The organism is Iodidimonas sp. SYSU 1G8, assembly GCF_039655775.1.
GTDB lineage: Bacteria > Pseudomonadota > Alphaproteobacteria > SMXS01 > SMXS01 > RI-34.
On record NZ_JBBYXJ010000001.1, the window covers coordinates 938,961 to 961,084 of the forward strand.

22 protein-coding genes and 1 tRNA gene are annotated in these 22,124 nt (G+C 65.8%); 8 read left to right on the forward strand and 15 right to left on the reverse strand.

Annotated elements, in window-relative coordinates:
- Positions 1–2: 2 nt before the first annotated feature.
- Together WJU17_RS04640 and WJU17_RS04645 are read right to left on the reverse strand one after the other, a co-directional pair.
- A complete protein-coding gene (locus tag WJU17_RS04640; RefSeq protein ID WP_346326168.1) occupies positions 3–1,322 on the reverse strand; it encodes a glycosyltransferase family 1 protein in 1,320 nt (439 codons plus the stop codon).
- Between the two features lie 7 nt (positions 1,323–1,329).
- The gene (locus WJU17_RS04645; protein ID WP_346326169.1) at positions 1,330–2,412 is read right to left on the reverse strand and encodes a polysaccharide biosynthesis/export family protein; all 1,083 of its coding nucleotides are present in this window, start codon (positions 2,410–2,412) and stop codon (positions 1,330–1,332) included.
- A gap of 465 nt (positions 2,413–2,877) precedes the next feature.
- Here WJU17_RS04645 and WJU17_RS04650 point away from each other — a divergent pair, with 465 nt between their 5' ends.
- Entirely contained in the window at positions 2,878–3,630 is a 753-nt protein-coding gene (locus WJU17_RS04650) for a CDP-alcohol phosphatidyltransferase family protein (protein ID WP_346326170.1), read from the forward strand.
- Here the strand turns inward: WJU17_RS04650 and otnI are convergent.
- The 6 genes from otnI to WJU17_RS04680 form a co-directional block, all read right to left on the reverse strand.
- On the reverse strand, positions 3,566–4,345 hold the full coding sequence (gene otnI / locus WJU17_RS04655; protein ID WP_346326171.1) for a 2-oxo-tetronate isomerase: 780 nt from the start codon (positions 4,343–4,345) through the stop codon (positions 3,566–3,568). The two genes, WJU17_RS04650 and otnI, sit on opposite strands and share 65 nt — an antisense overlap.
- Positions 4,346–4,347: 2 nt before the next feature.
- Entirely contained in the window at positions 4,348–5,109 is a 762-nt protein-coding gene (locus tag WJU17_RS04660) for an SDR family oxidoreductase (RefSeq protein ID WP_346326172.1), read from the reverse strand.
- Complete coding sequence (locus WJU17_RS04665; protein ID WP_346326173.1) at positions 5,110–6,390, reverse strand: cytochrome P450; 1,281 nt, start codon at positions 6,388–6,390, stop codon at positions 5,110–5,112.
- 163 nt (positions 6,391–6,553) lie between these two features.
- Positions 6,554–7,858, reverse strand: coding sequence for an aromatic ring-hydroxylating dioxygenase subunit alpha (locus WJU17_RS04670; RefSeq protein ID WP_346326174.1), 1,305 nt, complete (start codon positions 7,856–7,858; stop codon positions 6,554–6,556).
- A gap of 120 nt (positions 7,859–7,978) precedes the next feature.
- Positions 7,979–8,620, reverse strand: a complete 642-nt coding sequence (locus tag WJU17_RS04675) for a glutathione S-transferase (RefSeq protein ID WP_346326175.1) — start codon at positions 8,618–8,620, stop codon at positions 7,979–7,981.
- 34 nt (positions 8,621–8,654) lie between these two features.
- Positions 8,655–10,007, reverse strand: a complete 1,353-nt coding sequence (locus WJU17_RS04680; protein ID WP_346326176.1) for an aromatic ring-hydroxylating dioxygenase subunit alpha — start codon at positions 10,005–10,007, stop codon at positions 8,655–8,657.
- Positions 10,008–10,182: 175 nt separating this feature from the next.
- On the opposite strand from WJU17_RS04680, the gene WJU17_RS04685 reads away from it, so the two are divergent.
- Complete coding sequence (locus tag WJU17_RS04685; protein ID WP_346326177.1) at positions 10,183–11,853, forward strand: solute carrier family 23 protein; 1,671 nt, start codon at positions 10,183–10,185, stop codon at positions 11,851–11,853.
- Between the two features lie 22 nt (positions 11,854–11,875).
- On the opposite strand, the gene WJU17_RS04690 is transcribed toward WJU17_RS04685, so the two are convergent.
- A complete protein-coding gene (locus WJU17_RS04690; protein WP_346326178.1) occupies positions 11,876–12,262 on the reverse strand; it encodes a Rid family hydrolase in 387 nt (128 codons plus the stop codon).
- A gap of 369 nt (positions 12,263–12,631) precedes the next feature.
- Here WJU17_RS04690 and WJU17_RS04695 point away from each other — a divergent pair, with 369 nt between their 5' ends.
- The 5 genes from WJU17_RS04695 (at position 12,632) to WJU17_RS04715 (ending at position 15,874) form a co-directional block, all read left to right on the forward strand.
- Entirely contained in the window at positions 12,632–13,570 is a 939-nt protein-coding gene (locus WJU17_RS04695; RefSeq protein ID WP_346326179.1) for a beta-1,6-N-acetylglucosaminyltransferase, read from the forward strand.
- Positions 13,571–13,637: 67 nt separating this feature from the next.
- The gene (locus tag WJU17_RS04700; protein WP_346326180.1) at positions 13,638–14,357 is read left to right on the forward strand and encodes an inositol oxygenase family protein; all 720 of its coding nucleotides are present in this window, start codon (positions 13,638–13,640) and stop codon (positions 14,355–14,357) included.
- Positions 14,358–14,377: 20 nt separating this feature from the next.
- Positions 14,378–15,019: a glutathione S-transferase family protein gene (locus WJU17_RS04705; protein ID WP_346326181.1), complete on the forward strand. Its 642-nt coding sequence runs from the start codon at positions 14,378–14,380 to the stop codon at positions 15,017–15,019.
- 59 nt (positions 15,020–15,078) lie between these two features.
- Entirely contained in the window at positions 15,079–15,417 is a 339-nt protein-coding gene (locus tag WJU17_RS04710) for a metalloregulator ArsR/SmtB family transcription factor (RefSeq protein ID WP_346326182.1), read from the forward strand.
- Entirely contained in the window at positions 15,407–15,874 is a 468-nt protein-coding gene (locus tag WJU17_RS04715) for an SRPBCC family protein (RefSeq protein WP_346326183.1), read from the forward strand. Before WJU17_RS04710 ends, WJU17_RS04715 begins: the two co-directional genes overlap by 11 nt.
- 70 nt (positions 15,875–15,944) lie before the next feature.
- Here WJU17_RS04715 and WJU17_RS04720 read toward each other — a convergent pair whose 3' ends face one another.
- Positions 15,945–16,553 (reverse strand): hypothetical protein, encoded by a 609-nt coding sequence (locus WJU17_RS04720; RefSeq protein WP_346326184.1) that lies wholly within the window; start codon positions 16,551–16,553, stop codon positions 15,945–15,947.
- A 59-nt stretch (positions 16,554–16,612) separates the two neighbouring features.
- Between WJU17_RS04720 and WJU17_RS04725 the strand changes: the two genes are divergently transcribed.
- Positions 16,613–16,870, forward strand: a complete 258-nt coding sequence (locus tag WJU17_RS04725) for a hypothetical protein (RefSeq protein ID WP_346326185.1) — start codon at positions 16,613–16,615, stop codon at positions 16,868–16,870.
- Positions 16,871–17,516: 646 nt separating this feature from the next.
- Here WJU17_RS04725 and WJU17_RS04730 read toward each other — a convergent pair.
- The 5 genes from WJU17_RS04730 to glk all read right to left on the reverse strand — a co-directional run bounded on the left by WJU17_RS04730 (position 17,517) and on the right by glk (position 22,083).
- A tRNA-Met gene (locus WJU17_RS04730) sits at positions 17,517–17,593 on the reverse strand.
- A 66-nt stretch (positions 17,594–17,659) separates the two neighbouring features.
- Positions 17,660–18,349 carry a hypothetical protein gene (locus WJU17_RS04735; RefSeq protein ID WP_346326186.1) on the reverse strand — a complete coding sequence of 230 codons (690 nt, stop codon included), beginning with the start codon at positions 18,347–18,349 and terminating at the stop codon, positions 17,660–17,662.
- Between the two features lie 97 nt (positions 18,350–18,446).
- Complete coding sequence (gene xth, locus WJU17_RS04740; RefSeq protein WP_346326187.1) at positions 18,447–19,223, reverse strand: exodeoxyribonuclease III; 777 nt, start codon at positions 19,221–19,223, stop codon at positions 18,447–18,449.
- 14 nt (positions 19,224–19,237) lie between these two features.
- Positions 19,238–21,016: an SLC13 family permease gene (locus WJU17_RS04745; protein ID WP_346326188.1), complete on the reverse strand. Its 1,779-nt coding sequence runs from the start codon at positions 21,014–21,016 to the stop codon at positions 19,238–19,240.
- Positions 21,017–21,093: 77 nt separating this feature from the next.
- Entirely contained in the window at positions 21,094–22,083 is a 990-nt protein-coding gene (gene glk, locus WJU17_RS04750) for a glucokinase (protein ID WP_346327393.1), read from the reverse strand.
- Between the last annotated feature and the right edge of the window lie 41 nt (positions 22,084–22,124).

The window sequence follows — 22,124 nt, forward strand, 5'->3', positions numbered from 1 at the left end:
AGTCATTCGGCAGCCGCCCTTATCCGTTCCGCCCTGCCTTCGCCCTGGGCCATGAGAAAGGGCTCGATACGCCGGAAATAATCATCCCATGTCGCGGGCAGGTACCCATCGAGCGCGGCCCGGCGCGCCGGGTTATCCCGGACATGCTCGCGGATCGCCCGCATCCAGCCGATGCCGTCGATGGGCGACAGATAGGTGGCGAAACGGCCGCCGGCTTCCATATGCGCGGGGATGTTCGAGGCGATCACCGGCGTGCCGACCGAGAGGGCCTCCACGATGGGCAGCCCGAAACCTTCGGCGAAGGACGGCATCAGCAGAGCCTGCGCACCCGCCAGCAATTGCACCAGGCCGGGCGTCGAGAGGCCGGCGATCTCGATGACGTGGTCGGCCAGCAGCGGCGAACGCTCCAGCAACCTGACCGCTTCGCTGCCGGTGTTCCAGCGCCGGCCGACAATGACCAGCTTCGGTGCCGCGGCACCCTGCTTGCGCACCAGCTCACGCCAGACGTTCAAGACCAGCAGGTGGTTCTTGCGCGGTTCGATGGCGCCGCAGATGACGAAATAAGGCGTGTTCCCGATGCGCTCCGCGGGCAGCTCGTTGCCGACGAACGCCGCTGAGGGCGGCAAGGGCGCGGCGGCGATAGCCATGTCCGATCGGCCATTCAGCGCCAGTTCGCGCCGGATGTCGCCTTCGGCCGCCCTGGTCGTGACGATCAGCCCCTGCGCGTAACGGGCGGCATTGACGATCATCTTCTGGTGATAATCGCGGGACACGACGGGGACATGCTCGGGATAGTCGATCGGAATGGTGTCGTGCAGCATGAAGACCGGATGGATATCCGCGCGCCGGTTCAGCCAGCCCAGCAGGCGGGAGTCCGCGATGCCGATCTGCCCCGTGTTGACGTAAACCGAATGCGGCGGAACCTTGCGGATGGCGGAGGCACCCAACGGAATGCCCGCGCCGCGCAGAATGTTCGCGACCGCCGCCGAGATCGCCGCATATTTCGACCGGGAGGGCTCGGGCATCACGCTGATCGAAGGCTCGCCGTTCAGATACGCCCTGACCTTGGTATAACAGGGATCTTCGGCGGGCGTCGTCGTCTCGCCCCACAGCCGCTCGACCGTTCGCAGGATACGGACAGCCCTGTCGCGGTCGAGAAAATGGGCACCCCAAGGCAGTGAGAGCGTCGCGACACAATCGCCGCGCCAGTGCTGCAGGAACCGATCGGCATAGGCCAGATCCACCCGATCGATGCCTCGGGGCGTGGTCCATGCCGGACCAATGGCCAGCCGTGTCAGGTCGATGGCGATGCATGAGGACATGGCGCGCCTATCGGCTGAGGGTCACGCCGGTCGCGACAGGCGCGAGCACGGACCCGATGATGTTGAGGAACTTCTGCAACTCGTTGAGCTGGGCGTTGGCGACATAGACGATGTCCTTGTCGGCGACCGCGAACTGGCGGGCGCAGAAATAAGACGCCGGATTCTTCAGGTCGAGCCGGTAGATGACCGGCACCGCGCCGTCCGCCGCCGGCGCGATCTTGCCCGGCGCGATCGATCGGAGCGTCTCGGCGCGCTCGAAGCGGAACAGGAAAACAGCGGACGGGTTCGCCCGCTGATCCTGCAGCCCGCCGACCTTGCCCACGGCCTCTTCCAGTGAAAGCCGATCGCCGTCGAACGCCACCACGCCGTTCGCGCCGGTGGCGCCGAGGGCCGTGAACGTCTGGGGATTGCGGATGACGGTGAGAATATCGCCGCCGCGCAGAAAGACGTTTTCCTCGGGCTGGGCCAGCAAGGCGTTGTAGGACATGCTTGCCGTTTCGCCGCCGCGCGTCAGGCGAACGAAAACGTCATGGGCGGCCACGCGCAATCCGCCTGCCTGGGCGATGACGTCAAGCACGCGGTCTCCGCCGACGGCGAGGGTCAGTCGGGCGCCGCCGACCGCGTCGCCCGCGACGGTGACGCTGTTGGCACTGCTGCTGCGCACGGCCACCATGGCCTGCGGTTGCACTGCCCTGTCCTTGAGCGCCGCGATGATCGCCTGCTCGATCTGGGCCGGCTGAAGTCCCGTCACCTTGAGACGGCCCGCATAAGGCACCGAAATCGTGCCGTCAGGCGCGACAGTCTGATCCGGGAGCACGGCGGACCGCGCCCCGATCTGCGCCTCGCCACCGAGTGTCATCGCCGGCGTCGAGAAAAGGCCCCCCGGGCCAGCCTCCCACATGGTGACGGCCAGCACATCGCCGACGGCCACCGTCGGCACGGGAGCTGGCGAGGCGGCGTGGAAACTTTCCCGCAGTGAGACTTCAGGTCTGACCGCCAGCGCGCCGCACACGGCTTCGTCCACGTCGACAAGCGCATAGCGGGTCGATGGGGCAGGCTGCGCGATTGACGCCGTATCGAAGCTGTCCATCGAAGGGCCCGATTTGGGCAAGCCGGCGCACCCGCTGACTTGTATGCCGATGGCGAGCGCTCCCACCAAAAATTTGACGTTCCGCATGCGGTCGCTTCTATCCAGTCGCTCAAAATCCGGGCGGGAAATGGCCTCACCACACCGAAACCGTCCGATCGCGCGGCGCGGTCGGTGGTTCGGTATCAGAGGGCGCATGGGGATGCCCACGAAGATGTAGGCAGCGCACATGGCAAAAAAAGCGCCAACTACGTCAAAAATGTGTCCGACTACCCTATTACCATTCCGGAGTCATAATGATCGTCTCATCCTAAAGGTCGTTTCGATACCGTATGGAAATGAATGACGGAACATTATTTCGGGACAATTATGAATTCTAGAATTGTGTCCCAGTAGCGGGCCGATGTCTTGCGAAGTGACTCCCGACGCCAACATTCTGAGACGTGTACACTCCTGCGGAACCCGTTCATGACCGACCGTCGCCAAACCAACAAGACCGGCCCGAGCCGGCTCAACCGCGGCCTGCTCCAACCCTTCGAGGCGGTGCTGTTGCAAAAGCTCGTGCGCAAGCTGCCGGCCGGCGTAACCCCGGACATGCTAACTTGGCTCGGACTAGGGGGCGCGGCACTGACGGGCGTGGGGTACTTCCTGACGACCTGGCACGAAGGCTTTCTCTGGCTCGCGAGCTTCGGTCTGCTGGTCAACTGGTTCGGTGACTCACTCGACGGCACCCTGGCCCGATACCGACAGATCGAGCGACCGACCTACGGCTTCTTCGTCGATCACACCACCGACATCGCGGCGCAGCTGTGCATCGGGCTTGGCCTTGGGCTGTCGCCCTATGTCCAGCTGGAGATCGCGCTGGCCCTGATGGTGACCTATCTGGCCATTTCCTGCGTGGCGTTCATCAGGAAGTCGGTGTCCGGCGTGCTGCAGATTTCATTCTACGGCAACGGCCCGACTGAAATGCGCTTCATGCTGATCATGGTGAACATGGCGCTGTTTTTCCTGCCGATCATGACCTTCGGCACGGATTTCGGCCCCCTCACCCTGTTCGACATCGGCATCATGGCGATCTGCGCCGGTTCGCTGCTGCTGCTCGCCTATATGGTGAATGGCGAGCGCCGCGCGCTTGCCCTCCGGGACCCCTCGCCGCTCAAGCGTCCCGCGCCGCTGACGCCGTTTCCCAGCGCGCCTTCCAGGCCAAACCGTCCTCGGTAAGGCCGCGCGGCCGGTACTCGCAGCCGATCCAGCCATCATAGCCGAGGGACCGGAGCGTCCCCAGCACCTGATCCAGCGCCAGTTCGCCCGTATCGGGCTCGTGCCGGCTCGGCACACCGGCGATCTGGACGTGGCCGATGATCGGCATGGTCTGACTCAGGCCGGTGGTGACGTCGCCGTGAAGGATTTGCCGGTGGTAGATGTCGAACTGCAGGCGCAGACTGTCACTGGCGACCGCGTCGATGACCGCGACCGCCTGTGCGAAATCCGCGAGGAAATAGCCCGGCATGTCTCGCCGGTTGATGGGTTCGATCAGCGCGGTGACGCCACTTCCCTCGAAACGACGGGCCGCGACCTCCAGGTTCCCGCGGTAGACCTGCGGCGCGCCGCCAATCCCGGCCATGATGTGGACACGCCGGGTGTCCATGGCCTCGGCGTAGCGCAGCGCCGTGTCCAGCGAGGCCGCGAACTCGGCTTCGCGGCCGGGAAGCGCCGCCAGACCGCGCTCGCCCGCCGTCCAGTCGCCGGGCGGAGCATTGAACAGCACCTGTTCGAGACGGTTGTCCCTGAGCCGCGCCACCAGTTCGGCAGGGTCATGATCATAGGGGAACAGATATTCGACGCCGGTGAAACCGGCCCGCGCGGCGCGCTCGAAACGGTCGAGAAAGGCCGCGTCGCCGAACAGGAAACTGAGATTGGCGGCGAAGCGGAACACGCTCAGCCCCGGCCGATGAACGGCATGAGCGTGGCCATGATCGTCAGCGACGGGATGTTGGTATCGAGCGGCAGGCTGTCCATGAACACCACGGCCCTGGCGACCTCATCGACGCTCATGCGCGGCTCGGCCCGGGTGGAGCCGTCGGCCTGCAGCATGCCGACCGCCATCTGCCGGGTCATGTCGGTGGCGGCATTGCCGATGTCCAGTTCGCAGCAGGCGATGTTGTAGGGCCGGCCATCGAGCGCGGTGGATTTGGTCAGCCCGGCGACACCATGCTTGGTGGCGGTATAGGGCGCCGAGTGCGGCCGCGGCACCTGCGCCGAGATCGACCCGTTGTTGATGATCCGGCCGCCTTGCGGGTCCTGCGCCCGCATCAGCGCGAAGGCATATTTGGTACACAGGAAGGTGCCGGTGAGGTTGGCGTTCACCACCCGCATCCAGTCCTCGTAGCTGACCTCGTCGATGGACGAGCCCAGCGCCGCGCCGCCCGCGTTGTTGAACAGCAGATCGAGCCGGCCGAAGCGCTCCCGCACGGCCGCGAACATGGCGGCGACGCCGCCGGGATCGGATACGTCCGTATCGAAGACCATGGAACGCATGCCGTCTGGATCCCGCGTCGAGGCCGCGTCTTCCAGGCGCGCGCGCCGGCGGCCGTTGAAGACGACGCTGTAGCCGGCGTCGAGCAGCGCCCAGGCCGCCGCGCGGCCGATACCGCTGCCCGCCCCGGTCACAAGGGCGATCTTTCCGGAAGACTGTCCCACCTATTTCGCCCTGAAGCCGATATGCAGTTCCTCAAGCGCGTGAACGACGAAGTTCGGCTGGTGGCGGAAATCGTTCCGGCCGGGAATGAACCACATGTCGTCGATCCGGTCGACCAGAGCCTTGAAGCCCCAGTAAAGCTCCCGCCGGGCCAACGGCGCGCCCATGCAGTGATGCACGCCGCCGCCAAAGGCCAGATGACTGGCGGCGTTGGCGCGCTCCAGATCCAGCTTGTCGGGGTTCTCGAACCGGGTCTCGTCGCGGTTGCCGGCGGTATAGCGCACATAGAGGACCGAGCCCTTGGGCACGTGGGTTCCCGCCAGTTCGCAATCCTTCTGGGCGATCCGGACCATGGTGTGGGCCGGCGATTCCAGTCGCAGCACTTCCTCGATGAAGGTACGCATGTATTTTTCCGGCTCGGCCTTCAGCAGCGCCCAAGCCTCCGGGTTCTCGATGAGCAGCTTCACGCCGGCGGACAGGGCGTTGGTGGTGGTCTCCGAACCGCCGCCGAAACCGTCGGACATGATCTCGGCATGCAGTTCGTTATCGTTCAGCGGCCGGCCCCATTCGGGGATCACCACATTGACCAGATCGGACAGGAGGGTGTCGTCGGGCTCGCGGCGCAGGCGCTCGAAGATGGGCTGGAAATAATGCTGCATCTCCACTTCCAGTTCGACGCTGCGCAGATCCTCTTCCTCGGTCTGCATCCGGCCGATGCGCTTGATCCAGGCATCGGTCCAGCGCTTGATGTCCCACATGTCCTCGATGCGGCCGCCCATCTGCTTGATGATGACGATCAGCGGCAGCGGTACCGCATAGGCCTTGACGAAATCAGCCTCGTTGCCGGCGGCGATCATGTCGTCGGCCAGCTTGTAGGCGGTTTCCTCGACGAACGGGTCCATGGCCTTGATGCGGCTGGCGCGGAATGCCTGCTCGAACAGGCCGCGCATCTGCTTGTGGTTGGGATCGTCGCGCCCGGCCAGCGTGCGCGCGGGCACCCAGCCCTTATCGTCGAAGACCTGGATCATGCGGCGCATCTTTTCCTGCTGGATCGGCATGTCCTCCTGGCTCTTGCTGTTGCTGAAGTTCGCCGGATCCATGATCACCTGCCGGATCACGTCGTAGCCGGAGACGGCGAAGCCGCCGAGCTTGTCGCTCCACCAGACCGGCGCCTGCTCACGCAGCACCTTGTTGGCGTGGTGCGGGCAATCGAGCACGTCCCGGTGCAGCAGATCGACCTGCTCGGGCGATGACGGACGGACTGGATCGAAAGTGGTGCTCATGGCGATATCTCCCCGACAGACTGTGGCGCGGCGCCAAGGCAGGCGCCGCCGCTCCCCGGGGATACGCTAGCACAGCCGGTTTCCACGGCGCCAGCCGCGCCGGCACGACGAAAGAGGCTGGACCGCGAGCGGCCCAGCCTCGGGAAGAGTTAACGAGGACGGATCAGGCGTCGTTGGCGTAGTGACCGTTGATGTAGTCCATCAGCGTCTTGTGCATGTGCCGGATGCGGCGCTCCTGATGCGAGATCCAGAGACCCTGGAAGGCTTCCGAATGCAGGCCCTTCTGCACATGCGGCAGGTTGACCGAGTCCTGATCGAGCACCAGACCCAGCGAGCGTTCACCGTGCTTGACCCGTTCGTGATCGGGCAGCGGCGGGCGGGATTTGCCCTTGGGGATCGCCTGGAACATGCGGACATCGAAATACATCTTGTCCGGGTTGGTCTCGTGCGGCCGCTGGCGGAAGAACAGCATGGATTCCGCATGCACGTTCATCGTGATGTTGGGGAAGATGTAGTAGTGGTAGTCGTCCGAGAGCTGATCGTCGTTCATTTCCGAATAGTCATGACCGAGCACGGACTCGTTCTCGCGCTTGAAGAGCTGCACCGCGCGGCGGATTTCAGACACGCGCCCGGTGAACTCGTCGGGGTTCATGCCCAGGGCGCGCAGTTCACCGGCCAGCACTTCCGGCACCTCCTCCAGCACCTCGCCGAGGCGCGGGCTGTAGGTCTTGAACGGCACCAGGTAACGATTGTGGCGCTCGTAGAGGTCGATCTGCACGTCGACGTCGTCGATGGTGTAGAACAGCTCTGGATGAATGCCCTGAACGTGATAGACCTCGTTGAACGCGTCGACGGACGTCTTCCAGTTGCAGTCCCACTCCACCGTGACGTCCATGGTCATGGCGAGATTCTCGAAATGATAGGGATCGAGATGCTGGGGCAGCACGCCCAGATACTCGGCCAGCGGCTCGGCGTCAGGATTGAGGTTGAACCAGACGAAGCCGCCCCAGGTTTCGGTGCGGACGGGCTTCATGGACAGCTTTTCCGAGGGGCAGCCCTGGTGGAAATCCTCGACGTCGGGGACGTTGATCAGCTTGCCGGTCAGGTCGTATTCCCAGAAATGGTAGGCACAGACGAGAGTCTGGGAATTGCCGCACTCGTCGAACTTCACCCGGTTACCGCGGTGATTGCAGATATTGTAGAGAGTCCGGGGCACACCGTCGTCGCCGCGCACGATCAGCAGTGATTCCTGGCCGATTTCGGTGGTGATGTAATCGCCGATTTCGGGAATTTCCTCCTCGCGGCAACCGATCAGCCACACCTTGGACCACATGCGCTCCCATTCGAGCCTCATGAAGTCCTTCGAGATATACCGCTCGTGCGGAATCAACTCGTTGCCCATCGCCGGTTCGGACGACTTGCCGGCCGGTGTCTTGATGCTTTCCTTTACCCGTACGATCGCGACCATCTCGCTGCTCCTCATCTGCTTCCCGAAAACCAGCATCCGTGAATGCCGGCGTCAGGCGATGAATCGCGCATACGGGCCAGGCGGGCATTGACCGAAATCAAACCCGCCCGGGCAAGAGGGTCAGGTGAGTTGGGGCGGCAGGTCAGGATCGGCCTTGTGCATGGCCCGCTGGTAGGCGGGACGCGCGCCGATCCGCTGGAGGTAGGCGAGGAGATTGGGATAGGGCGAGATATCCCTCGGCGCGAACAGGCGCATGGTGGTGAGCGGAAACAGCATGATGATGTCCGCCGCGGTGAACGCGTCGCCCGCGAAATAGGCCGCCTCGCCCAGCCGGTGCTCGACCATGGCGAAGGCGCGGTCGCCGCGCGCGGTGAGCGACTTCGCCACCGTCGAGTCCGAGCCGCCGCCCAGCATGTTGAGGATGAGCCCCGTCATGCCGGCCGGCATCATGGAGGCGTTGGCGAAATGGAACCAGAACAGGTAGTCGGGATAGTTGGCCTGATCGGGCGTCACCGCGAGCCGACCACCGCCATGGCGGGCGATGATGTACTCGATGATCGCGCCGGATTCGCCGAGAACCAGATCGCCGTCGGTGATGACCGGCGCGGTGCCGAACGGGTGGATCGCCTTGTATTCGGCGGGCGCCAGCCGCGTGACCGGATCACGGTCGTACCGCACCAGTTCGTAAGGAATCTCCAGTTCCTCGCACAGCCAGACGATCCGGTCGGACTGGGAAATACCGAGATGATGCACGGTCAGCATGCCAGATCTCCTGTTCGGGGTTACCGCGCGCCGGTCAGGCCTTCAGGTACTTGTCCAGGGTAATGTGCACCTGACGGATGCGGGCTTCCTGGTAGTTGGCCAGCGACTGGGCCCGTTTGCCCGACGCCTTGAATCCGCGCTGCTGGCGCTCCAGGTTGGACGTGTCCTGCTCGTAGATGGCGGCGAGCGGCTTGTCCATGTTGGGCACGGTGTCATAGGTCTCGGTCAGCCCCAGCTTCACCACGCGCGGCGGCTCGGGATGCTCCTCGCCCTCCTTCAGCGGACGCAGGAACATCAGGTCGAACCAGCAGGTATCGACGTCGGTGCCGGCGGGCCGGAAGCGGTAGATCATCGGCAGGGTGATTCCGGGGAAGATGAACATGTTCGGGAACACGAAATACTCGATGGAATCGAGCATCTCGCTTTCCGAGAACTGGCTCATGTCGATGCCGTATTTCGGCTCGAGCTTGTCGCGGTTGGCCTGCGCCGCCATGATCCGCTCGGCCATGGCGTTGGCGATATCCTCCTCGGTTTCCGGCTCGGGCCAGGTCGGCGTGGGATAGCCGATGGTGTGGATGAACCGGTTCACATTGTCGCCGAAGATGTCGTACTGGGCGTTGGTGCAGGCATTGCCGATGGGCGTGCCGCCCATATGGGTCTCGCGCGAGTGATAGGCTTCTAGGAAGGCTTCCATGCCCGCCTTCCAGTTGCACGGCAGGGTGCGGCGAAGATGGACCTCGATGTAGCGCCGGTCCAGCGGGAAGAAGTGCTTGAAGTGCTCGGGCAGGACTTCGAGATACTCCTCCAGCGGTTTGGCGTCGTGGTCCATGTTGATGAACACGAAGCCGCCCCACAGACCGACCTTGGCCTCGGGCAGGCAGAGCTTTTCCTTGTCGAGGTGCGGGAAATCCCAGTCGCAGGGCAGGTCCTTCAGCGTGCCGTCCATGTTCCACGTCCAGGCGTGGAACGGGCAGCGGAAATCATTGCCGGACAGGGCATAGCCTTCCTCCTCAGCGCCGGGGCGAAGCTGGGTGCCGCGGTGCAGGCAGGAATTGTAGTAGGCCTTCACCTCGCCGCTGTCGGTCCGGGTGATGATGAAGGAATAATCGCCGATCTCGTACACCATGTGGTCGCCGGGCTCGGGGATGTGCTCCTCGCGGCACACCCACTGCCAGACCTTCGGCCAGAGCTTCTTCATCTCCAGGTCGAAGAACTCACGCGAGGTATAGCGGTCGAATGGGATGTCGGCGTCGCCGATGAACTGGTACTGCTCGGCGACCAGCGGCCAGGGCGCGGGATTGGGATCGCGCAGGATGACGTCCTTGGTGCTCTGTCCCGGTGTCCGGGCTTCACCCGGCTTCAGCGCCTTCGGGCTTTCGATATTCACGGCTCAACTCTCCCCTTGTGTTCCGCTGCGGCACGGAACCCAGAGAGTACCCAGCGCACGGCCGGTAAACAAGTTGGCACGGCCGCTGAATTATACCGGCCCGGCGATCGCGTGGAGGATTGGCGCGCCGGCGGCGGTGATCTAGCATCCCCGCAGGCCAACTGGGGGCGCGGGCATGTCATCGATCACTTACGCCGTGGACGCGGTGCCACCGCCGAGGATCACCTGGCTCAACGCCCTGCAGCATATTTCCCTGAGCGCGGTGACGCTGGTCTTCCCGCGCATCGTCGCCGAAGCCGCGGGCGCGGATCCGGGAACCATCACCGCCTATGTCAGCCTGGCCATGGTGGCGATGGGCATCGGCACGCTGATTCAGGCGTTTGGGCGCCGCGGTATCGGCTCGGGCCATCTGCTGCTGGGTCATTGCACCATCCTCTATGTCCCCTTCGCCGTCGAGGCGGCACGCGTGGGCGGACTGGGCGCGGTCGCGGGCCTGACGATCATCGCCGGATGCACCGAAATGCTGCTGTCCCGCTGCCTCCGGGCGCTGCGGGCCTATGTGCCGCCGGAAATCATCGGCGTGGTGATCCTGTTGCTCGGGATCATGCTCGGCGTCTTCGGGATCAAGCTGATGATCGGCGCTGGCCCCGGCGGCGCGGCTGGGCCGCTGGAGATGGCCGCGTCGGCCATCACTCTGGTCACGATCATCGCCGTCGCCCTGTGGGCCAGACCCGGTTTGCGCTCGCTGGCGGTTCTGGTGGGGGTCGCGACCGGCTGCGCGGCCTATGTCACCCTTGAAATCGTCGTGGGCGACATCGGCGCGGCCACCGGGGAGATCGCGCTGGTCGGTCCCGTCTGGCCGCTGGCCATGCCGTCCTTTCCCGCCGAATTCGTGCCGGGTTTCCTGATCGGGGCGCTGGCCTGCTTCATCCGCGCCATCGCCGACCTGACCGCCTGCCAGCAACTGGCCGACCCGAACTGGAAAGCGCCGGACTTCAAGGCGATCCGCGCGGGCACGCTGGCGGACGGGCTGGGCTGCGTGGTGGCTGGCGTGATCGGCGTGCTGGGCACCAACACCTATTCGGGCAGCGTCGGCCTCGCCGCCGCCAATGGCGTCCTGGCGCGGCGGGTCGGCATCGCGGCCGGGGTGGGCTGGATCATCCTTGGCCTCACGCCCGGCGCCGCGAGCGTGCTCTATGCCATTCCGGCCGGCATTCTCGGCGCGGCCTGCTTCTATTCGGCCACCTTCACGGTCAGGACGGGCATCGCCATGCTGGCGCAGCGGCTGGTCGACAGCCGGCGCACGCTGATCATCGGCTCGGCCATCGTCATCGCCACGCTCGCGCCGGAGCTGCGCGGCGTTCTGGAACTGCCGCTGCTCGGCCAGCAGGTGATGAACTCGCCGCTCGCGGCCGCCATGCTGGCCGCGCTGGCTCTGAACGCCGTGCTGCGCCTCGGTATTCCCCGGACGGCGACGCTCCGCTGGACGCCGGAAAACGGCGCGGCCGCGCTGCAGGCGTTCACCGACGCGCAGGGGCGCGCGTGGGGCGCGCGGGTGGCGCTGATGGCGCGCGCCGGAAATTTTCTGGAGGAGTTCGGCGCCCTGTTGCCACGCCTTGCCGAAGCCGGCAGCGAGGCGGAAGCGCGCTTGCGCTATGACGAGGTGGGGCTACAGATCGCATTGTCATGGCAGGGCGCGCCGCTGGCCATCGACGCCGCGCCCAACCCTGACGCGGACGATGGCAGCCTGCAGGTCGCGCTGATGCGGCACTGGGCGGACGAGATGACCCATGACGGCGAGACCGATGGACGGCAGGTGCTCACGGTCTATGTGGATGACCGTTGAGACACCCGCCGAAACCGGGAGATCAGGCCAGCGACGCGACCGCCTTGACCTCGACCAGCGCGCCCGCCATGGCGAGGCCGGTCACGCCGACGGCGGTCCATGCCGGCGGATGGCCGGGGAAGTGCTTCTTCATGGCGGCGACGAACAGCGGCACGTGCTGCCCGATATCGCCCACATGGAACGACGAGATTTCGGCGATGGCCGTGAAGTCCCGGCCCGCTTCCTTGAGCACCCGGGCGACATTGGCGAGCGCGGCGTCGATCTGGGCCTCGAGACCGTCGGCGAGGACCCGGTCATGGGTGCCGAGCTGGCCCGAAATAAAGAGGAAATCGCCGGAAATGCGGCCGGCGACGAAGTGAAACGCCTCGGTGACCTTCTCGCTACCCGGGGGAATGACGGTATTCTGCATCGGTATGCTCCATTGATGGCGACTCGCGCGCCACCCTGAAGCCCGGCCCGGCGGAGATCAAGCGGACTTCGCGGGCGCCGCCACACTGCCACGGCGGAGTAGTCTCCTTGAGGGCCAGTGACGGAAAACAGAGTCGACGCTGACGGTAAGCTGGTATGAGGCGCCCCCTGTTCCATCAGGGCCACGTCTGCTATTTTCGAGGAAGCCGCCGCCCTCCCCGATGGCATCGCGCCGCAAGCGTCTGATCCACGGCCGAGGTGACAGGCCAGTCGTCAGGCGGCGTATTCATTGAAATCTTCTTGAGCAGATCGTCACCGCCATGGTCACCGCCCCTAACGGAAGTGCCGCGCCTTTCGCGCGGCGGCACGCGTGAAGATCGCCTATCTGATCCGTGCCCACAGGGCACCGGCCCAGGTGGCGCGTCTGATCGGCGCATTGCGTCACGAGGGCGCGCAGTTCTTCGTCCACATCGACGCGAAGGTGGATGAAGCGCCGTTCCGCGCGGCGCTCGCGGCGCCCGACGTCCGGTTCATCGTCCGGCGCACGCGGATGAACTGGGGCGGCTACAGCATGGTGCGGGCCACGCTGCACTGCCTGCGTGAATTGCTCGCGTCCTATGAGGACGGCGCGCCGGACCGGGTCGTCAATATGAGCGGGCAGGATTACCCGCTGATCTCCAACGCGGCCATCGCCGCCTATTTCGCCCGCCATGCGGACATGGAGTTCATCAGTTACGGCGCCATGCCGCCGGCATTCTGGGGACCGGTGCAGATGCAGCGGATCGAGCGCTATCAGTTCTATGATTGCGAGCCGCTGGTTTGGCCGTCCAACACCAATGGCGCGATTTCGCGGCGGCTGCCTTGGCGGCTTCGCGCGGCGCACAAGCTGGCCCACTGGCTGCTGCCGCGTCGGTCGCCGCCGGCCGGCGTCACGCCCTATGGCGGCTCGGCCTGGTGGTGCCTGACCGGGGCGACGGCGCGCCGGCTGCTGGCGCTGGCCGACGCGAACCCGGCGCTCGCGCGCTTCTACCGGTATACGCTGCACCCCGAGGAGATGTACTTCCAGACGCTGCTGATGAATTCGGGCATGGACCCTGCCCGCGTGCGCGGCGAGTACCGGGAGAACGCGCTGGGCGATTATTTGTGGTTCGTCGACTGGCGGGGCGCGTCGCCGCGCATCCTGCGCGCCGGCGATCTGGATCTGCTGCTGGGCGCCAACCGCATGTTCGCGCGCAAGTTCGACGCCAGCGTGGATTCCCGCGTGCTCGACCTGATCGACGAGGCGCGTCCGTACCACACGCTGCGATAGCGGCCGCTACTTGTCGGAGGCCGATCGCGGGCTTACGCTCCGGTTGCAGGATCGGACTATCGGTGTCATGGGCGCATTTCGCAGATTCATCGGCCAGAGGCTGAAGCGGCACGGCATCGTGCGCGCGCCCCGCCATCTCGACGCGTTCGAGGCCGAGGCCAATCGCATCGTGGCGCGGCACCAGCGGCAGACCCTGGCCGATGTGGCGGCGCTGAGGGCACGCCATGCCGAGCCTATCTTCGGCGACGTGCTGGTCTGGGACCTCATCAACCGGCTGGGCGAGATCCACGATCCCACCGATACCGGGCTGGGCAGCACCAGCCAACTGGTGCACACCATCAACGTCGCCGCCGCCATGGAGCGCGACGGGGTGACGGACGAAGACATGCTGGTCGCGGCGCTGATCCACGACACGGGCAAGCTGCTGATGCTCGCCGGCGAGGCGCCCGAGAACGTGGTCTGCATGAACGATCCCATCGGCGTGTATGAAGATGGCGCCGGCCTCGACACCGTTACCTTCCAGTGGAACCATGACGAGTTCGGCTATGACCGCTTTCGCGATCACGTGCCCGAGCATATCGCCTGGCTGCTGCGCTATCACAGCATCCATTTCCGGCGAGAGGCGCGGCTGATGAACGCCCGCGACAGGGAATGGACGGCAAAGTACCTGAAGCCGTTCCATCACTATGACCAGAACTTCAAGTCGCCCTTCCGGCCGGCGGAGCAGACGCTGTCGCACTGGCGCGACCTGATCTTCGACCGGTTCCCGCGGCCGATCCCGTTCTGACCCACAAGGCAGGCCATGGCATGAGCGATCTGATCATCTGGACCTATGACTGGGTGCCCGAAGGACCGCGTGGTTTCGTGCGCGATCTGAGGCTGCGATGGGCGTGCGAGGAAGCCGGACTGGCCTATTCGGTGCGGACCGTGGCGTTCGACGGCCGCCAGACCAACCACCTGGCGCGCCAACCTTTCGGCCAGGTGCCGTTCCTGAACGACGGCGAGTTGGAGATCTTCGAGAGCGGCGCGTGCCTGCTGCATCTGGCGCGCAAGAGCGAGGCGCTGATGCCGCGCGATCCCGCCGGCGAAGCGGACACGGAACAGTGGATCATCGCCGCGCTCAACAGCATCGAGATGGTGAGCGTGCCGTGGTGGTTCCTGAAGCTGTCCGGCCAGGCGGAGAACGGCCTTGCCGGATGGATGGACAGCCGCCTCGACCAGATCGAGCAGGTGCTGCGCGGCCGGGAGTGGCTGGCCGCCGGGCGGTTCACCGCCGCCGATCTGCTGATGGCGGACGTGCTGCGGGTGCGCGACATTCGCGCCCGTGGCGACCGGCCGGCGACCGAGGCCTATGTCGCCCGCCTGACCGCCCGCCCCGCGTTCAAGAAGGCGCATTCCGATCAGCTGGCGCATTTCGCGTCGGGCGACCGGACGCGCGGCGCCTCGTAACACTTAGCCATTCAGCGAAGTGTCTTGACGCAGCATTCGGCGTGCATATAGTTATCCATATGGCTAACCTTGATTCGATCTTCCACGGCCTCGCCGACCCGACCCGCCGCGCGGTGATCGCCCGGCTGGCGGCGGGACCGGCGCCCGTTTCCGAACTGGCCGCGCCGCACGACATGGCGCTGCCCAGCTTCCTCAAGCATCTGAAGGTGCTGGAGATCGGCGGCTGGATCGACTCGCGCAAAGACGGCCGCGTCCGCACCTGCCGGCTGCGGCCCGAGGCGGTGGCGGCGGCGGAAGGCTGGCTGGGCGAACAGCGGGCACTGTGGACCGCCCGCCTCGACCGGCTGGACGCGTTTCTCGCGGTCATGAACGATGAAGGAGAAGACGATGAATTATGATCCTACTCTCGACCTGGTGCTGGAGCGCACGGTGAGCGCCAGCCCCGCCAAGCTGTGGCGCGCCTGGACCGAGCCTGACCTTTTGAAGCAATGGTTCGCGCCCAAACCCTGGAGGGTGGCGCGGGTTGTGATCGAGCCGCGCGCGGGCGGCATCTTCTCGGTGGTGATGGCCTCGCCCGAGGGCGAGGAAATGGACGGCCCGCCCGGCTGCATCCTGCTGGCAGAGCCGCACAAGCGGCTGGTATGGACCGACGCGCTGGGCCCCGAGTTCCGGCCGAACGCCGAGAGCTTCATGTCCGCTGAGATCACCATGCAGGCGGTGGACGGCGGCACCGCCTATCGCGCGCTGGTGCGCCACAAATCGGACGCCGACCGCCGCAAGCACGAGGAAATGGGCTTTCATGACGGCTGGGGCACGTGCCTCGACCAGCTGGAAGCGCAGGCGGGAGGGTTGTGAGGGGTGGGATCCAGCCACCCAGCGTCGTCTGGGTGGCTGGATCCCATGTGCACAGAAATACTATGAAGACCTAACGGCCTTGGTCGGTCAACGCACCAGAGTTAACCAATTTATAGACCATATTCTCCATCGTGCGCTTGATGGCCTTCTCCGTGGCTTCGGCCGATGCTTCGGCCCCATCGCCACAACCACCGTCACGTCGTCCTGTGCCTTCCCCCGCGATGGTCGTTCGGCCGACAATCGCCTCGCCGTTTCTGGATACATCGACCTTCAGAACGAGTTCGGCCTGAGCATTCGCTTTGGCAGACCAGAATCCGGAATCGAAAGCTAAATCGACTTTGAAAGACTCTAGACCCACTCGCATGTCGAGATCCGGGCCGCTGTAAGTGGGTGTCTCCCGCAGTTCATAGCCAGCGAACGCCTCTTCCACCACCTTGCGCACCGATGTAGCCACCGCAGATCCGGCTTTCACCGGAAATTTGTGCGCGGAACAGGTATAGCCAGTGTCGGCTTCGGTCTCGAGGTCCATAAGGTCCGGCGCTAGATAGAGGCTGACCCTTTCTCGGGAAATACGGTTAGTCTGGATTTCGGACGCCGCAGAGGTCACTGCCACCGGCTTGGCGTCGTACGTACACGCGGCCAGTAGGGACGCCGCCAGACACACAACCAAAAAACGCATAATCTTCCTCCCCTAAAATAAGTTAGCGGACCATAGCACCTCACGGTTCATAGAACCGCATGTTCCGCTGCTTTCTTGAAAGTATTTTCCGCATTCAGATCACGAGCGAGAACGATCCTGCCGGCGATGGCCGAAAAGTCTTTAACGGCATCCCAACGAGCTATCGTCGAATAATGGTGAGCATATTAGCAAAGGAAGGCATTGCGGTGACGCTGCGCTTTAATCATTCCGTCAATGGCGCCCTCGATCGCCATGTGCAAGCGCCTAATCAGAGGAGTTTAGCGCAGTATCGCCGGAACACACGCTGGATGACGTGATGCGGCAGGTCAGGAATGAAGATGCGGCGAGGCGGGCCATTCCCCACTATCGCCGGATCAGCGTTGGCCGCTAATTGAATGCACTGGCACCGTAACCACGCGACTTGGAGGAAGCGAGTAACGCGCGGCAGGCGTGTGCTATCGGCTCGCGCCATTGATCTTCGGCCGACAATAGTTCGGACCGCTTCTGTTCGCGGACCTGGGGAGCCCACCGTTCGACGTCTTCACCCAGAAAGTGGCATTTCTCGGCGGCATCCGCAGCTTCGTAAAAGGCCAATAGCGGGCCCTGGGCGCCGCCAGTTCGTTCCCAACATGGAAGCCAGGCAATGTCCAAACTTCCCATTCTCGACGCGGCTTCAAGAGGCGAAAGACGATCTGCCAGATATTCCAGCGCAATTGTGACAGCTACCTCAGCGCGGTCCATAAAAAAACCTTATCTACTTTGGGGGCAACGTCCCAACTGTTCTGTACACAATCATGAGACACGGAACGGCAGTTTTCCACCCGTAACGGCCATAGGCCTTAGTGCCAAAGGAACCGCCGATTAGTGCCAAAGCAATCGCCGCGCTACAATAAGCGAGCTAGGTTGTTACCGATGTCTCCGGGACCAACGGTATCCAGGTCTTCAGTCTAAACAAGGGGATTTTGGTAGCGGAGGAGGGACTCGAACCCCCGACACGCGGATTATGATTCCGCTGCTCTAACCAGCTGAGCTACTCCGCCCCGAAGGACTCGCCGTGAGGCGTCGAGGCGCGGATATAAGGCGGCGCCCTGCCCTCTGTCAAGCGATCACGACCGGCCGGGCGACGTCTTCGTGGCGAACCAGATCACGTGGCGCGAGCCACTGCCGGACTTGCGGGCGCGCACGGTGACCTCGTCGACGGCGAAACCGGCGCGGCGCAGGCGCTGGGTGAACCGTGTGTCGGGGCCCGAGGACCACACCGACAGCACGCCGCCGGGGCGCAGGGCGCGGTGGGCGGCGGCGAGGCCGGTGTCATCATAGAGGCTGTCGTTGGATTTGCGGCTGAGCCCGGTGGGGCCGTTGTCCACGTCGAGCAGGATCGCGTCGTACCGCGCCGCCTGCCCCCGGATCAGCCCGCCCACGTCGCCTTCATGGATGCGTACGCCCGGCGCGTCGAGGCAGTCGCCGAAGACGGGCGCCATCTCGGCCCGCGCCCAGGCGATCACCTCGGGCACCAGTTCGGCGACGGTGAGGATGGCGCCGGGCGGGACCACGGCGAGCGCCGCGCGCAGGGTGAAGCCCATGCCGAGGCCGCCGATCAGCAGATGCGGCGCGGCGCGACCCCCGAGGCGGGCGCAGGTCATGGTGGCCAGCGCCTCTTCCGAGCCGCCGAGCCGGCTGTTCATCAGCTCGACCGGGCCGGTCATGATGGAGAACTCGTCGCCCCGGCGCATCAGCCGGAGATCGGGGCCGCCGCCGGGCATGGCGGCGGAGGCCAGCTTGATCCAGGGAATCACGTCGCGGGGCTCCGGCGAATCGACAGAAGTGCGGCGGGACCATACACGCCTGCCCGCCGCCGGCCATGGAGAATCGGGCGGGTCCGCTAACCTAAGCTCAGGCCTTGCGCAGGGTCAGCCAGGCCGGGGCGTGGTCGCTGGCCTTGTCGCGGCCGCGCACCGCGCGGTCGACGCCCGCCTTCGCCAGCCGGCCGGCGACGGAGGGGCTGAGCAGCAGATGGTCGATGCGCAGCCCGGCGTCGCGGCCGAACGCGTTCCGCCAGTAATCCCAGAAGGTGTAGATGATGGCGTCCGGATGGAGCGCCCTGATCGCGTCGGTCCAGCCCTGATCGAGCAGACGCTGGAACGCCGCCTTGGCCTCGGGCGCGAACAGGGCGTCGTCGCGCCAGCGCTCGGGCTTGTAGACGTCCTGGTCGGTGGGAATGATGTTGAAGTCGCCGGCCAGCACGGCGGGCACGCCCGCCTCGATCAGCCCGGCCGCATGGGCCAGCAGCCGCTCGGTCCAGGCCAGCTTGTAGTCGAATTTCGGCCCCGGGCGCGGGTTGCCGTTGGGCAGATAGAGGCCGCCGATCAGCACGCCGCCGACCGCCGCCTCGATATAGCGGGCCTGGGCGTCTTCCGGATCGCCGGGCAAGCCGCGCCGCGTCTCGACCGGGTCGGCGCCGCGCGCCAGGATGGCGACGCCGTTCCAGCGCGCCTGCCCCTGCCAGATGGCGCCGTATCCCGCGTCGCGAATCGCCGCTTCGGGAAACCGGTCGCCCGGCGCCTTCAGCTCTTGCAGGCAAACGGCGTCAGGTTTCGCCTCGGCCAGCCATTCGAGCAGGCGCGGCAGGCGGCCATTGATGCCGTTGACGTTGAAGGTCGCGATCTTCATGGCCGCCCTCTCCGTCAGCCGACCGGCCAGAACCACATGATCAGCGGCACGCCGACCAGCACCACGAGCACAGAGAGCGGCGCGCCCAGCCTTGCATAGTCACTGAAGCGGTACCCGCCCGGTCCCATCACCAGCGTGTTGCACTGGTGGCCGATTGGCGTGAGGAAATCGCAGCCCGCGCCGACCGCCACCGCCATCAGGAACGCCTCGGGCCGGTATCCCAGTTCCGTGCCGAAGGTGACGGCGATGGGCGCCATGACCAGCACGGTCGCCGCGTTGTTGAGGAACGGCGTCACCGCCATGGCCGCGACCAGGATCAGCGCCACGGCGCCCCAGGGCGGCAAGACCGCCGCCGTCTGCGACAGCCACGCCGCCAGCAGGTCGGTGCCGCCGGTGGTGCGCAGGGCATCGCTGACCGGGATCAGCGCGCCGAGCATGATCAGGATGGGCCATTCGATATGGTCATAGGCCTCGCGGGCGGTGAGCGCGCCGGACAGGATCACCGCGACCGCCGCGCCAAAGAAGGCGACGGCGACGGGCACCAGTCCGGCGGCGGTCAGGCCCATGGCCACGGCGAGGATGCCGACGGGGATGAGACCGTGCCGGACGCTGCCGAGACGCAGCGGCCGGACGGCGAGCGGCAGGCAACCGAGCTCGCGAAGAATCTCCGGCATGCTGTCCAGCGGTCCCTGCAGCACGACCACGTCGCCGGCCGACAGGGCGATATCGCGCAGGCGTTCGGTGAAACGCTGGCCCGCGCGCGATATGGCCAGCAGGTTGATGCCGTGCCGATCGTGCAGCAGCATGCGGCCGGCGCCGCGGCCGACCAGCTGGGACTGCGCCGTCACCACCGCCTCGATCACGCCCAGCGATCCCGCCGCGCTCTCGGTGACGGTGGCGCGGTCCTGCCCTGTCAGGGTCAGCCCGCCGCGCGCGATCACCCGCTCCAGCGCCTCCGGATCGCCTTCCAGCATCAGGACGTCGCCTTCGCGCAAGACCGCGTCCGGCAGCGGCGTGGTGCGCTTGGTGTCGCCGCGCAAGAGGCCGGTGATCTTCACCTCGCCGCTCGCCAGTCCAACGAATTCGGACACGGTCATGTCGATGGCATCGGCATCCTCGTCGATGCGCGCCTCGGTCACGTAGCCCTTGATGTCGAGCGCTTCGGCCATGGTGGCCGCCGCCCGCCTTTCGGCCGGCAGCAGCTTGTAGAAGAGCCAGAGGAAGGTGATGCCAACCACGGAAAGCCCCAGCCCCACCGGCGCGTAGTCGAACATGCCGAAGGGCTGGCCGGTCATCTCCTCGCGCACCCGCGACACGATGATGTTGGGCGAGGTGCCCACCAGGGTGATGAGGCCGCCGAGGAGCGAGCCGAACGCCATGGGCATGAGGAAGACCGAGGGCGAGGCCGAGGATTTCTTCGACATCTGGAAGGCGGCGGGCATGAGCATGGCGAGCGCGCCGATGTTCTTGACCAGGGACGACAGCAGGGTGACGCTGGTCACCAGCAGCAGGAGCTGCGAGCGCACCCGCGTCAGCCGGGTGCCGAGCCGCGCCAGCGCCGTCTCGATGATGCCGGACCGGGCGATGGCGCCGCTGACCACCAGCGCGTTGCCGACGATGATGACGATGTCGTCGCTGAATCCGGAGAATGCCCGTTCGGCCGGCACCACGCCGACGATGATCGCCGCCAGCAGCGCCAGCGTGGCGGTGACGTCGTAGCGGAGCTTGCCCCAGATGAAGAGGAGCATCATTCCGCCGAGAATCGCGAAAGCAAGAACCTGAGGCTGCGTCATGTGTCCCCCATGAAAGGCGACCGTTAACGCACGGGAAGGCCGTTGGTCCCCGGGCCCCGACGAAATATGGCGAGCGTCTAGGGGGTCGGGTCGAGATGTCCGCCGGCCCAGCGCGCGGCGCCCAGCAAGCCCACGTCCGGATCGGTCGAGACCCGGACCGGGACGGTCTCCAGCAGGGCCTGCATCCTGCCCTTGGCGTTCAGCGCGGCGATGAACTCCGGCCGGCGCAGCAGCGGCAGCAGCGCGCCCGCGACGCCGCCGGCGATGCAGACGCCGCCGGTCGCCAGATAGCGCAGCGCGGCGTTGCCGCATTCCCGCGCCAGGGCGGCGGCGAAGAGATCCAGCGCCTCGACGGCCAAGGGGTCGCCGCCGTTCAGACCCAGCTCGGCGATCATCGCCGGCCATCGCACGGGCGGGACATCGGCCAGCGCGGGCGGCAGCGCGTGCACACCGGTCTCGGCGAGAAACCGGGCGATATTGGTCAGCCCGAGGCCGCTGATGACATGCTCGCTGCTGACATGTCCATGCCGCGCCGCGAGGAACCAGCGCAGCGCCACTTCCGTCTCCGTCGCCGCCGCGAAATCCGCATGGCCCGCCTCGGACGGCACTACATGATGGCGCCCGCCGTCGAACAGCAGCCCCGCCTCGCCCAGTCCGGTCCCCGGCGCGACCACCGCCATGCTGCCCGCCGCCCATGGCCGGGTGCCCTGCTGGAGGACGGCGAAACCGTTGTCGGGCAGGCACAGCACGCCGAGCGCGATGGCCGCGAGATCGTTGATCAGCGACGTCCGAGGCGTCCCGAGCACACCGGCCAGAGTACGGGCATCCAGAATCCAATCCAAATTGGTCAGGCGGCAGACGCCATCCTCCACCGGGCCGGCGACGCCAAAGCAGGCCGCGCGGATTGGCGCGCCGCGTAGCCCGTCGCAACCGGCCAGCAACAGCTCCATGGACGGATAGTCGGCATTGAGCAGGGTCTGTTTCCAGCGGAGCACCGGCGGGCCGCCAGAGATTTCAACCAGGCCAAGCCGGGTTCTCGTGCCGCCGATATCACCAGCGAGGATCATGCCGTTCACGGACTCTCCCACCCCATATGCGCCGCAGGCTG